We start from the raw sequence: 12,512 nt of genomic DNA on the forward strand, positions 1-12,512 counted from the left end.
TGCCTCCCCTGGTCCCATACGCGGCAACATATGCCGCTGGTGGGCGTGACGGAATGCCGACCTGGCGGGTTCACCGCCGACGACACGGACCCACCTGGCGCGGGTCGGCTTCAGTCGTCGCGTCCGGCACCGCGATCGGGTGCGCTCATGTCCCCCGTCCCGGGCGTGCCATCGGCGAGCCCGTAGCGCAGGTACACGGTGCCCTTCGGATTGGCTACCGGCGGTTCGAGGAGTGTGAGGTTCGTGGGCACCGCGCCACCGTCGAACACCTTCTTCCCGACGCCGAGCACGATCGGGTGCACCCAGAGGTCGAGACGGTCGAAGAGCTTCTCGCGCAGGAGGGTCTGCACCAGGTTCAGGCTTCCGACGACCTTCACGTGCTTGTGCCGGTCACGGACCTCGCGCACCGCGCCGGCCAGATCCGGGCCGAGTTGCGTGGACCCGGCCCACGAGAGGTCGGGCCTGCCGCGGGAGGCCACGTACTTCGGGACGCTGTTGAAGAGCGTGGCGATCTCGTTGTCCTCGCCGCCCTCCTGGTGCGGCCAGTAGGCGGCGAAGATGTCATACGTCCGCCGGCCGAGCAGGAGGGCGTCCGTGCCCTCGTACGCGGCACCGACCTGCGCCCCGGCGACCTCGTCCAGCAGGGGCGCCTGCCAGCCGCCGAACGGGAACCCCACCGGGTCCTCGTCGGGGCCGCCGGGCGCCTGCCCGACGAGGTCGAGGGTTGCGAACAGCTCGATGTGGATGAGGCCCATGCCTTACTCCCGATGAGTTTGGTTGTCTCGGTCGGGAGGTAGACCTGTGGGCACCGGCAGACTCATCGCTGCGACGGCACCAAGTTTCGTACTTGTCCACCGCCACGCCCGGTGCATCGGTCACCACCCCGTCCCGCAGTCAGCGTCCTTGCGACGCCCGGGACGCCGCACCGGCACTCCCCACTCACGATAGATCACAGCCGCGTCCGAACTGGGTGGCTGCCCTGCGCCCAGCGTCACCGCAAGTCACCGGCGGGATCTACGGCTGTGGTACCAACCGCTCTCGGATCTGTCGAGCCGCTTCGGTGGGTGCGATCTCTGCGGTGTTGATGGCCGTCGCGTCGGCCGCAGGCCGTGGCTGCGCAACAGGCCGACGGCCAGTTCCGCCTCGGTGCGGCTGGTGACGACCGCCACCGTGACCGGCGCACTCTCCATGACAGAGGTCAGTGAGCAGGTCCGGGCCGGACCCGAGCGCGAAATCGCGTTTCGGGTCGCCGGGCCGGTGTGAGACTGGGCGCGTGTCAGCCCCGCCGGCGCCGGACCGCGGCCACCCGCTGGCCCACACGAGAGCTGGTCACCGATCGCTCCCAGGGCGTGCAGCTGGCGACGGTCCAGGAGCTGGCCCGCTACTGGACGGATGAGTACGACTGGCGCAGGTGCGAGGCGAGACTGAACGGCTGCCCCAGTTCACGACCGAGATCGACGGGGTCGAGATCCACTTCATCCACGTCAAGTCGCGGCAGGAGAATGCGCTGCCGCTGATCATGACCCATGGCTGGCCCGGCTCGGTCATCGAGCTGCTGGAGACCGTCGGCCCGCTGACCGACCCGACCGCTCACGGCGGCACCCCCGACGACGCATTCCACCTCGTGCTGCCGTCCCTGCCTGGCTACGGCTTCTCGGGCGAGCCGACCGAGCTCGGCTGGGAGTCCGGCCGCATCGCACGCGCGTGGGCGGAGCTGATGGACCGCCTCGGCTACCCGCGCTACGTCGCCCAAGGAGGCGACGTCGGCGCCAGCGCCACGGACGCGATGGGCCGCCAAGCACCCGAGGGGCTGCTCGGCATCCACGTCAACCTGCTCGCCGGGGCGCTCGGTATCAAGGACCAACTGCCCGCGGAGTCCGAGCAGGAACGCGCGGCGCACAAAGCGCTCGAGACGTTCACGACGGACGGCTTCGGCTACTTCCTGGAGCAGTCCACCCGGCCGCAGACGATCGGCTACTCCCTGCTCGATTCACCCGTCGGGCTGGCGGCCTGGATGCTCGACCACGACACGGACAGCTACTACAAGATCTCCCGCGCGTTCGTCGACGGCGAGCCCGCGGGCGGTCTCACCCGGGACAGCATCGTCGACAACATCACGCTGTACTGGCTGACGGGCACCGGCGCCTCGGCCGCCCGGTGGTACTGGGAATTCGGACGGTTCGTGGCCGGAGCCCGTGCGGCCGGCCAGGCTCCTCCGGCGGTCGCGGTTCCGGTCGGCTTCACGACGTTCCCCGGCGAGATCTGGGCTGCCCCGCGCAGCTGGGTCGAGACGGTCTACCCCGGCGTCGCCTACTTCAACGAGGTCGACAGCGGCGGCCACTTCCCCGCCTGGGAGGAGCCGGAGATCTTCTCCACCGAGGTGCGGGCCGCGTTCCGGCCGCTGCGGAAATCCTGAGCCCGCTCCGGTTCGCGGGTGACCCTCCTGGTCAGTGAGCCGCCAGGCCCTTCTCGTCACCCCACTCCGGCAGACGCCCTCCTATCCTGGCCGGATGGAGCTGGAGTTCAGCGGCGAGGTGTGGTTCTGGAAGGGCCCGGCGCCCTGGCACTTCGTCACCGTCCCGGACGAGGACTGCCTGGAGTTGAGCGTGACCGCCGCGTCCGTGAGCTACGGCTGGGGCATGGTGCCGGTCAGGGCCCGGATCGGGCGGACCCGGTGGACGACGTCGCTGTTCCCCAAGGACGGGCGGTACGTGGTGCCGGTGAAGGCGGGCGTCCGAGCGGCCGAGCGGCTCAACGTCGGAGACCTGGTGACGGTCCAGCTCGTGGTCGACGGGTGAGCGGGCGGCACCCCGCTTGCCGGCTGCCGGCCCTGCGCGGCACGCCCCGCACCCCAGCGGAGTAATCGGCCTGAGGTGGCTGACCCGCAGCGAGACCGAGCGGCCTGACCTGCGAAGAAGCGGGTTGCAGCCCTCGTCCTGGCCGCCGCCGCCGACGGGTGAGCGTATTCACGTCGCTTACTGTCGGCTAAGGGCTGGCGCTTCTGCGTCGCGTAGAGCATTCTGACGGTCGTGGATGTGTCGCCGGTCGGTGGAGCGCCGGTCGACCGATTCCTCGCCCGGCTTCACCCGCCCGGCTGCGGTGGCCGGAGGCCGCGGGCTCCCGGGGAGGGCTGAGGCCGTTCCGGGGCGTACCACCGCCTCCGTCGCTTCTGACCGGATCTTCTGACTGGCCGGCTCTCGTGGCAAAGGTCCCACTCGCCGGAGGACGATGGGAATCGCGGCTAAAGACGGAAGACGCGTCATCTGTGCGCTGCTCACGCCCGCAGGTCGCTCCGGCTGGTGACTTGTCGTCGACCGTCCGAACCGGCCGGTACGGACCACGCCGATGGGCCGTCCGTCCGCTTTGCGGGTCGACCCGCTTGTGGCACGATCGTGGAATCTTCACCACCGACAACCCTGCCGACAGGAGCACGCGAATGTCTGGTCGAAGGCTGGCCCGGCGGGTCGGCGTGATGCTCATGCTCGTCGCCCTCGCCGCTGGAGTCGGCGGTGGGCTGATCGGCAACGGGCCGGTTGAGATCCGGACCTTTGACTATGTCTGGACGGCCCCGCCGGCTCCGTAGTCTCGTCGGCGCCCGCCCGGGTCTGGGCCCAGACTTGTCGACGGCGACCTGACGCCCATCAGTCCACGGTCCTCGGCACGATGACCGATGAGGAGAGTTATGGCCGACCGTCGGTCGTCATCGGCGGGGGCATCGTCCCCTCGGCGGCCCGCCGAACACGCCTGGTTGGTCACCGGACCGCTGGCCATCGTGGCCATCGTCTTCTCCACCGCGATCGGCCTGGTCACTTCGCCGCCGCTCGGGTCATGGGGCATTGCCGCGGTTCTGCTCACCGTCATGGTGGTGGCGGGCCTGCCGATGCTCAACTTCGTGATCGGCAGGCAGTCCTTCGGGGTGCGGCTCACCGAGATCCCGCTGGTCCTGGCCTTCTACTTCCTGCCGCCACTGATGGTGGTGCTGGCGTACACGCTGGCGACCCTGCTCACCCATCTCCGTTACCGGTTCGGGGTCGCCAAGCTCGCGTTCAACGTGGCCAACGCCTCCGCTGCGGCGTCCTTCGCCGCGCTGGTGCTGCTGGCCCTCCCGCCGATCCGTGGGGTGGGGCCGGGCACCTGGGGGATCCTTTTCGCCTCGGTCAGCACGTTCACGCTGGCCACCCTGTTCGGCGTGGCAGGGGTCATCATGGTCATGCACGGCTGGCAGGCCGGTGCCAAGGTGCTACGGAACGCGCCGTCGACGCTGCCGACCTCTGCGGTCAACGTGGTGGTCGGTCTGGTCGTACTCATCGTGCTGGACACCACCTGGTGGTCGGCGGTCCTCATCGCCGCGCTCGCGGCCGCCGTCGCCCTGGTCTACCGCTCGTACGCCCAGTTCTTCCGGCAGCACCGGACGCTGGGCGGGATGTACGACCTGACCAAGGCGATGACCGCGGAGGGGCAGAGCGGCAACCTGGTGGACGTCCTGCTCGGCCGGATCCGGGCGCTGATGCAGGCCGAGTACGCGACCCTCTGGCTGCCCGCCCAGGGACGGCACCCGGAGGTCATGTTGACCGCCCGGGTGGACGACTCGGGTCTGCTCGACGTCGCGCCCACTCCCGAGGTGATCCGGGAGGAGACCCGACGGCAGCAGCGGAGCCTGGCGCTCGGCGTACGGCTCGGCGGGGACGAGGAGTTGCGGGCGTCGCTGCGTACGACCGGCGTCAAGGACGTCATCGCCGTACCGCTGCGCTCCGGGCAGGCCGTCATCGGCACCCTGGAGGTGGCCAACCGGCTCAGCGACGTGGGCCACTTCACCGACAGTGACATTCCCATCTTCGAGACCGTGGCGGCGCACGCCGCGGTCGCCCTGGAAAACTCCCGCCTGGTCGACCGGCTGCGCCACGACGCGTACCACGACACGCTCACCAAGTTGCCCAACCGCCGCCGGATCACCGGCGCGCTCGACGAGGCGGTCAAGATCCGCGCACCGGGTGAGGTGGTGGCGGTGCTGCTCTTCGACGTGGACGGCCTGCGCCAGGTCAACGAGTCCCTCGGCCACGCCGCGGGCGACAAGGTCCTCGTCGAGGTGGCCGAGCGGCTGCGCGCCTGCGCGCCCTCCTCGGCCCTGGTGGGCCGCGCCGGCGGCGACGAGTTCCTGGTCACCCTCCGGCTGGAGAACGCCGAGGCGGCGCTGGAACTGGCCGCCCAGCTGCGCGAGCAGATCCGCGACGAGATGGTCTTCGACGCCCTCACCCTCGACGTCGACACCGCGGTCGGGGTGGCGGTGCACCCGGACCACGGCAGCGACGCCGCGTCGCTGCTGCAACGGGTGGACCTGGCCGCGACGGCGGCCAAGTCGGTCCCGGGCAGTGTGCAGCTGTTCAATCCGGCGTTGGAGTCGCGGTCGCTGCGCCGGCTCGGCCTCGCCGGCGATCTGCGTCGGGCGCTGGACGAGGGCGCGCTGGAGGTCTACTTCCAGCCGAAGGTGACGCTGCGCGACCGGCGGTTGGTCGGGGTCGAGTGCCTGGCCCGGTGGGAACACCCGACACACGGCACGGTGAGTCCGGAGGACTTCGTCGCGGTGGCCGAGCACACCGGCCAGCTGGGCCGGCTCACCGAGGTGGTGCTGCGGGAGGGGCTGCGGCGCAGCCGGGACTGGAGCCACACCGGCCAGCCGCTCGCCGTCGCGGTCAACCTCGCCGCGCGTACGCTCACCGACCAGCACTTCCCCGACAGGGTAGGTGAGCTGCTGACCGAGTACGGCGTCCCGCCGCAGCGGCTCACTCTCGAGATCCGCGAGTCCGGGGTGCTGGACGGCACCGACCGGCCGATCCCGACCCTGCGCCGGCTGCGGGACCTGGGCGTGCGGCTCTCGGTGGACGACTTCGGCACCGGTGACTCGTCGCTGGCCCATCTGCGCCGGCTGCCGGTGCACGAGGTCAAGGTCGACCGCTCGTTCGTGCAGGGGATGGCGACGGATCCGGGCGACCTGGCGATCGTCAACGCCGTGGTCACGCTCTCCCAGCAGTTCGGTCTCGCCGTGGTGGCCGAGGGCGTGGAGAGCGAGCTGACCCTGGAGCTGCTCCAGGACATCGGCTGCGAGATCGGCCAGGGCTTCCTGTTCAGCCGCCCGCTGCCGTACGAGCGCCTGGAGGCCTGGTTCGGCGCCCAGGTGGACCCGGAGACGATCTCCGCGGGTGAGTCGCCGAGGCTGCGGGTTGTGCCCTGATCTGTGGAAACGCGGGGCAGGGGGATCCGATTTCACCTCGGCGGCGAGGTCATGTACTGTTACCTCTGCGCGACGCCCTCCGGGTGATCGGGCAGGCCCCCTTAGCTCAGTCGGCAGAGCGTCTCCATGGTAAGGAGAAGGTCTACGGTTCGATTCCGTAAGGGGGCTCAGAGGGTCCGGCTGGACCCGCCTGCGGCGGTGTAGCTCAGATGGCAGAGCAAGCGGCTCATAATCGCTGTGTCGCCGGTTCAAGTCCGGCCACCGCTACTCTCGTCCTCCGGGCCTGGTTCCCGGCGGCCGGTGGAACGGGCGCCACTGGCGCCCACTTTGCATGTCCGCGCATCGACCGCGTAGGCTGATGCGTCGTAGTTGATACCCCAGCGAGGAAGGCACTCCGCCGTGGCGAAGGCGACCGATGTCCGGCCGAAGATCACTTTGGCGTGTGTGGAGTGCAAGGAGCGCAACTACATCACGCGCAAGAACCGTCGTAACGACCCGGACCGCATCGAGCTGAAGAAGTTCTGCCCCCGGGACGGCAAGCACACGGTCCACCGCGAGACCCGCTGACCTGCGGCCGGCATCGCCGGCCCGGTCCCTGAGCACTTCCCGGACGCCGATCCGCACGGATGGCGCGGCATTTTCGCCGCCCCTCCCGTACGGATCGGCGTTCGTGCTTTGCGTGTAGGTTCGGCGGCATGTCCCTGGACCCGTCCTTCGTCGGCCGGACCTATCCGCCGACCGCCCCCTATCAGGTGGGCCGAGAAAAGATCCGCGAGTTCGCCGCCGCCATCGGCGCCACCGACCCGGCCCACCACGACCCGGAGGCGGCCCGGGCGCTGGGCCACCCGGACGTGGTCGCCCCGCCGACCTTCCCCTTCGTGATCACCATGGCCGCGAACCGCCAGATCGTCGAGGACCCGGCGCTGGGCGTCGACTACAGCCGGGTGGTGCACGGCGACCAGCGCTTCGCGTACACCCGTCCGGTGGTGGCCGGGGACGAGCTGGTCTGCGTGAACACCATCGAGGAGGTCACCAACCGGGGCGGGCACGGCTTCCTGACCACCCGCACCGACGTGCGCACCGTCGCCGGCGAGCCGGTGGTCGCGGTCTGGTCCAAGCTCGTCGTACGTGGGGAGGGCTGAGATGGAACTGCCGACTCAGACGTTCCGGATCACCCGGGCGGACCTGGTTCGCTACGCGGGCGCCTCCGGCGACTTCAACCCGATCCACTGGAGCGACCGGACCGCCACCAAGGTGGGCCTGCCCGGGGTGATCGCGCACGGCATGTTCACCATGGCGCTGGTCGGTCGGGCCGTCACCACCTGGGCGGGGGCACCCGACGCGGTGGTCGACTTCGGCGTCCGGTTCACCCGGCCGGTGGTGGTCCCGGACGACGACGAGGGCACCGAGATCGAGGTCAACGCGGTGGTGAAGGAGGTCACCGAGGAGGGCCTGACCAGGCTCGACGTGACCGCCACCTGCCTGGGGGAGAAGGTCCTCTCGCAGGCCCGGGCGATCGTCCGGACCACCCGCTGACCGGTGCTGGACAGGTGATGGGCGGTGCCGGTTGGGAAAGTCGGGGCACTACCCGTACACTGGTCCGCCGTGGGGCAAGTGATCCGTGCCCGGCCCTCGTGGCCGAGCGGGGCGAGCGTTGCCGCACAGGGGTGTAGCTCAATTGGCAGAGCAGCGGTCTCCAAAACCGCAGGCTGCAGGTTCAAGTCCTGTCACCCCTGCGCCTCAGGCCTGACCGTTCCCGTGGGTCGCGCCGCCGACTGGCGGCGTCCGGCCCGTGGTGGTGGCATCGGCGGGGTGGTTCCGAGGCATCGGGCCCCTTCGTCCGGTCCGCCGGCCGCGGCCCGTCGCGGGACGGCTGGTCCGGCCGGCGTGACCAAACGCCGCGTACGCCCATGAGGCGTACGACCGACATCCCGCGACGGAGGGCGAAGTGGCCGAGAGCAAGCGGCGCGGCGAGGACGCCGGCGACGAGGGTCTGCGCGACGAGCGCGACGAGCTCGTTGACGACGTGGCCGCCGACGACGACGCCACCGGCGCGGACGAGCCGGTCTCCCGGGGCGGCACCGCGACCCGTTCGCGGGCCCGTGCCGGTTCGGCCGACAGCAGGCCGAAGACCCGTACCGACACCGACCGGATCGGGCTGTTCGCCCGCATCGCGCGTTTCTTCCGCGAGGTGGTCGCCGAACTGCGTAAGGTCATCTGGCCGACCCGCAAGGAGCTGCTGACCTACACGGCCGTGGTGGTGACGTTCGTCGCGGTGGTGCTGACGATCGTCGGCCTTCTCGACTTCGCCTTCGCGAAGGGCGTGCTGTGGGTCTTCGGCAACCCCAGCTGACCGGCCGACTGAGCCGATAGTGACGGAAGTGAGCGAGCGTGCCTGAGTACGACGAGACCGCCGAGACCACGGACGACCAGTCCACGGTGGCGACGGCGGCGAGCGACGAGTCGGTCGAGGCCGCCAGCGAGCCGGAATTCCCGACCACCGAGCCGGCCCCGGACGAGGAGTACGACCCGGTCGCCGAGCTGCGCCAGAAGCTGCGCTACGCCCCGGGCGACTGGTACGTGGTGCACTCGTACGCCGGCTACGAGAACAAGGTCAAGACCAACCTCGAGACCCGGATCACCTCCCTCGACATGGAGGACTTCATCTACCAGGTCGAGGTGCCGACCCGGGAAGAGGTCGAGGTCAAGAACGGCAAGCGGTCCCAGGTCCAGGCCAAGGTCTTCCCGGGCTACATCCTGGTCCGGATGGAGCTGACCGCCGAGTCGTACTCCTGCGTGCGCAACACGCCGGGGGTCACCGGCTTCGTCGGTGCCACCGACCGGGCCGACCGGCCGGCGCCGCTGAGCCTCGACGAGGTGCTGAAGTGGCTGGCCCCGGCGGTCGAGGCGGTGGAGAAGAAGGCCAAGCCCGAGGTCAGGGTCCTCGACTTCGAGGTCGGCGACTCGGTCACCGTCACCGACGGCGCGTTCGCCTCGCTGCCGGCGACGATCAGTGAGATCAACGCCGACCAGCAGAAGCTCAAGGTGCTGGTGTCGATCTTCGGCCGGGAGACTCCGGTCGAGCTGAACTTCAACCAGGTCGCCAAGATCTGACGTCCGGGTCGCCGGCGGTGGGCACTCGCCCGCCGCCGGCGTACCCGTTTCCGCCCCTCCGTTGGACCTCGACGGACCTCGACGGACGGGGCGGTGCAACGCTGCGCTACCCTAGAACGTCGTCGTTGTCGCATCGCGCTGACCGTGCGCGCCCGCGGCCCGGCACCTTTCCCAGTTCCAAGCCCCAGGAAGTGACATGCCTCCGAAGAAGAAGCTCGTCAAGACGTTCACGCTTCAGCTGAAGGCGGGCCAGGCCACGCCGGCGCCGCCGGTGGGCCCCGCGCTCGGTCAGCACGGCGTGAACATCATGGAGTTCTGCAAGTCCTACAACGCGCAGACCGAGTCCCAGCGGGGCGACATCGTCCCCGCCGAGATCAGCGTGTACGAGGACCGGTCCTTCACCTTCGTCCTGAAGACCCCGCCCGCCGCCCGGCTGCTGCTCAAGGCCGCCGGCGTGGAGAAGGGCTCCGGCGTCCCGCAGAAGGACAAGGTCGGCTCCGTGTCGCAGGCCCAGGTGCGTGAGATCGCCGAGAAGAAGATGGTCGACCTCAACGCCAACGACATCGACCAGGCTGCGAAGATCATCGCCGGCACCGCCCGGTCGATGGGCATCATCGTCAGCGACTGACGTCGCCTGAGCACTCACCCGATCAGTTCGTGGGAGGGCGCGCGATGACCGCGGCCCGCCAGAGACCACAGGAGTAACCAGAAATGCAGCGCAGCAAGAGCTACCGCAAGGCCGCCGACGTCATCGACCGGTCGAAGCTCTACACCCCCGCCGAGGCCGTGAAGCTGGCCAAGGAGACCACCAACGTCAAGTTCGACGCCACGGTCGAGGTCGCCATGCGCCTCGGCGTCGACCCCCGCAAGGCGGACCAGATGGTCCGCGGCACGGTCAACCTGCCGCACGGCACCGGTAAGACCGCCCGCGTGATCGTGTTCGCCGCCGGCGCGAAGGCCGAGGAGGCCGCCGCCGCCGGTGCCGACGAGGTGGGCACGGACGAGCTCGTCGCCCGGATCCAGGGCGGCTGGCTGGACTTCGACGCCGCGATCGCCACCCCCGACCAGATGGCCAAGATCGGCCGGATCGCGCGGATCCTGGGCCCGCGCGGCCTGATGCCGAACCCGAAGACGGGCACGGTGACCATGGACGTCACCAAGGCCGTTCAGGACATCAAGGGCGGCAAGATCACCTTCCGGGTGGACAAGCACTCCAACCTGCACCTGATCATCGGCAAGGCCTCGTTCTCCGAGACCCAGCTGGTGGACAACTACGCCGCCGTCCTCGACGAGGTGCTCCGCGCCAAGCCGTCGGCGGCCAAGGGTACGTACCTCAAGAAGGTCGTCCTCACCACCACCATGGGCCCGGGCGTTCCGGTCGACCCGAAGCTGGTGAAGAACCTGCACGAGGCCCCGACCGAAGGCTGAGCACGACTCCCGCGCAGGGGCCCCGCCACGACTCGTGGCGGGGCCCCTGCCGTTCGTCCGGCTGTGGCAGGCTCGCGGCATGTTGCTGGAGGACGTCTGGCTCCGGTACCACCGGCGCGGCCCGTGGGTGCTGAGGGCGGCGCAGGCCCGGATCGAGCCGGGTGAGGTGGCGGTCGTGCTCGGCCGCAACGGCGTGGGCAAGTCCACCCTGCTCCAGCTCGCGGCCGGGGTGCTCCGGCCGGGCCGGGGCTGGGTCGTCGACCGGCCCCGCCACGTGAGCTGGGTGCCGGAGCGGTTCCCCGCCGACCAGCCCTTCACCCTCCAGGCCTACCTCATCACGATGGGCCGGGTCGCCGGGCTGTCCCGGCCCGGGGCGGCGCGGGAGGCCGACCGGTGGACCGAGCGGCTGGGCCTGACCCGGTTCCGGGGCGTGAAGCTGCCCGAGCTGTCCAAGGGCACCGCGCAGAAGGTCGGACTGGCCCAGGCGATGCTCCGCCGGCCCGGCCTGCTGGTGCTCGACGAGCCCTGGGAGGGCCTGGACTCCGCCGCCCGCGAGCTGGTCCCCGCCCTCGTCGACGAGGTGCTGGCGGCCGGCGGGTCGGTGCTGGTCAGCGACCACCGGGGGGAGACCGCCCGGCTGCCGGGCGCCCGCCGCTGGACCGTCGCGGACGGCGTGGTGACCGAGGAGACGTCCGCCGGGGCGGAGCCGATGGCCGTGGTCGAGGTCGCCGTGCCGGCCGCGCGGGTGGCCGGCGCCGTCGCCCGGTTGCGCGCCGAGGGCCACCACGTCCTGCGGGTACGCCCCGACGCCGCCCCGCCGGACGTCGGGTCACCCGAGCCGGCAGCGGGAGAGGGCGTCGGAGCGGACGGCCCGGCGCGGGAGGTGTCCCGGTGAGCGCGCTGGTGCGGCTGCGGCTGGCCGGCTTCCTGCGTACCGGGAGGGCGCTGGCGCCGCTGCTGGCCGGCCTGCTCGCCCTCGGCGTCCTGTACGGCGGCGGCCGGGCCCAGCCGGCGGAGGCGTACGGCGTCTCCGCGGTGGTGCTCTTCCCGGTGCTGGCCTGGCAGACCAGGATCCTGCTCGACGTGGAGCCGGACGTGCAGCGGCGGCTGGCCCTGGTCGTCCTCGGCCCGGCCCGGGAGCGCGCGGCCGGCCTGCTGGCGGCGACGGTGGCCGCACTCGGCACGGTGGCCGTCGCGATGATCTTCCCGTGGCTGGTCGGTGGGGTGACCGGCCCGGTGGGGCCGGGGGACCGGTCGCTGCCGGTGGGTCTCGCCCTCGGGCTCTGGGCCCACCTGCTGGCCCTGCCCGCGGCGGTGGCACTCGGCGCCCTGGCCAGCCGGGCGGTCACCGGCAGCGCGGGCTACGGCGTGGCGGTGCTGGCCCTGGGCGCGGTCGGCGCCCTGGTCCTCGGCCTGAGCGGCTCGGTGGCGCCCTGGCTGGCGCCGCCGGTGATGGCGACCGCCCGGGCGGTGACCGGCCCGCTGGCCGGCTCGACGGCGCTCCTGCTCACCGCCGGCGCGCTGGCCTGGGCGGCGGTGGCCCTGGCCGGCTACGTCTGGCGGCGCCGGGTCCGCCCCTGACCGGGTCCGCCCCTGACCGGGTCCGCCCCTGACCGGGTGCGCCCCTGACCGGGTGCGCCCCTGAGCGGGGCCGGCCCGCCGGCGGACCGCCGCCGGAAGGTGCCGCGCCGGAGTGACCGGGCGCACGTGGGGGGCGATTTGGTGCGCACCGTCGCGTGCC

General features: G+C 71.3%; 12 protein-coding genes, 3 tRNA genes and 1 pseudogene. 15 read left to right on the forward strand and 1 reads right to left on the reverse strand.

From position 1 onward, the window contains the following. Positions 1 to 110: 110 nt before the first annotated feature. Complete coding sequence (locus ACTMTB_RS02665) at positions 111 to 755, reverse strand: dihydrofolate reductase family protein (protein WP_441142317.1); 645 nt, start codon at positions 753 to 755, stop codon at positions 111 to 113. A 570-nt stretch (positions 756 to 1,325) separates the two neighbouring features. Here ACTMTB_RS02665 and ACTMTB_RS02670 point away from each other — a divergent pair. The 15 genes and pseudogenes from ACTMTB_RS02670 (at position 1,326) to ACTMTB_RS02740 (ending at position 12,352) form a co-directional block, all read left to right on the forward strand. Next, a pseudogene (locus ACTMTB_RS02670) lies at positions 1,326 to 2,416 on the forward strand (epoxide hydrolase). 94 nt (positions 2,417 to 2,510) lie between these two features. After that, complete coding sequence (locus ACTMTB_RS02675; protein WP_441142318.1) at positions 2,511 to 2,798, forward strand: DUF1905 domain-containing protein; 288 nt, start codon at positions 2,511 to 2,513, stop codon at positions 2,796 to 2,798. A gap of 884 nt (positions 2,799 to 3,682) precedes the next feature. After that, positions 3,683 to 6,229, forward strand: coding sequence for a putative bifunctional diguanylate cyclase/phosphodiesterase (locus tag ACTMTB_RS02680; protein WP_441142319.1), 2,547 nt, complete (start codon positions 3,683 to 3,685; stop codon positions 6,227 to 6,229). A gap of 95 nt (positions 6,230 to 6,324) precedes the next feature. Next, positions 6,325 to 6,397 (forward strand) — tRNA-Thr (locus ACTMTB_RS02685). Between the two features lie 26 nt (positions 6,398 to 6,423). Then, positions 6,424 to 6,496: transfer RNA gene (locus ACTMTB_RS02690), tRNA-Met, on the forward strand. Between the two features lie 132 nt (positions 6,497 to 6,628). After that, the gene (rpmG, locus tag ACTMTB_RS02695; protein ID WP_013288652.1) at positions 6,629 to 6,796 is read left to right on the forward strand and encodes a 50S ribosomal protein L33; all 168 of its coding nucleotides are present in this window, start codon (positions 6,629 to 6,631) and stop codon (positions 6,794 to 6,796) included. A gap of 128 nt (positions 6,797 to 6,924) precedes the next feature. Beyond that, positions 6,925 to 7,371, forward strand: a complete 447-nt coding sequence (locus tag ACTMTB_RS02700) for a MaoC family dehydratase N-terminal domain-containing protein (protein WP_280836968.1) — start codon at positions 6,925 to 6,927, stop codon at positions 7,369 to 7,371. 1 nt (position 7,372) lies between these two features. Continuing rightward, the gene (locus tag ACTMTB_RS02705; RefSeq protein ID WP_441142320.1) at positions 7,373 to 7,765 is read left to right on the forward strand and encodes a MaoC family dehydratase; all 393 of its coding nucleotides are present in this window, start codon (positions 7,373 to 7,375) and stop codon (positions 7,763 to 7,765) included. Positions 7,766 to 7,892: 127 nt separating this feature from the next. After that, a tRNA-Trp gene (locus tag ACTMTB_RS02710) sits at positions 7,893 to 7,965 on the forward strand. A gap of 212 nt (positions 7,966 to 8,177) precedes the next feature. Further along, the gene (secE, locus tag ACTMTB_RS02715) at positions 8,178 to 8,582 is read left to right on the forward strand and encodes a preprotein translocase subunit SecE (protein ID WP_441142321.1); all 405 of its coding nucleotides are present in this window, start codon (positions 8,178 to 8,180) and stop codon (positions 8,580 to 8,582) included. Positions 8,583 to 8,620: 38 nt separating this feature from the next. Continuing rightward, entirely contained in the window at positions 8,621 to 9,343 is a 723-nt protein-coding gene (gene nusG / locus ACTMTB_RS02720; RefSeq protein ID WP_179801890.1) for a transcription termination/antitermination protein NusG, read from the forward strand. 196 nt (positions 9,344 to 9,539) lie between these two features. Further along, positions 9,540 to 9,971, forward strand: coding sequence for a 50S ribosomal protein L11 (rplK, locus tag ACTMTB_RS02725; protein ID WP_088960243.1), 432 nt, complete (start codon positions 9,540 to 9,542; stop codon positions 9,969 to 9,971). A gap of 83 nt (positions 9,972 to 10,054) precedes the next feature. Continuing rightward, a complete protein-coding gene (rplA, locus tag ACTMTB_RS02730; RefSeq protein WP_334569349.1) occupies positions 10,055 to 10,771 on the forward strand; it encodes a 50S ribosomal protein L1 in 717 nt (238 codons plus the stop codon). A gap of 79 nt (positions 10,772 to 10,850) precedes the next feature. Next, positions 10,851 to 11,666, forward strand: coding sequence for an ABC transporter ATP-binding protein (locus tag ACTMTB_RS02735; RefSeq protein ID WP_441142322.1), 816 nt, complete (start codon positions 10,851 to 10,853; stop codon positions 11,664 to 11,666). Next, the gene (locus tag ACTMTB_RS02740; RefSeq protein WP_441142323.1) at positions 11,663 to 12,352 is read left to right on the forward strand and encodes a hypothetical protein; all 690 of its coding nucleotides are present in this window, start codon (positions 11,663 to 11,665) and stop codon (positions 12,350 to 12,352) included. The genes ACTMTB_RS02735 and ACTMTB_RS02740 overlap by 4 nt, the downstream gene beginning before the upstream one ends. Positions 12,353 to 12,512: the final 160 nt, after the last annotated feature.

It is taken from the genome of Micromonospora sp. L32 (assembly GCF_052068055.1).
Classification (GTDB): Bacteria; Actinomycetota; Actinomycetes; order Mycobacteriales; family Micromonosporaceae; genus Micromonospora; species Micromonospora purpureochromogenes.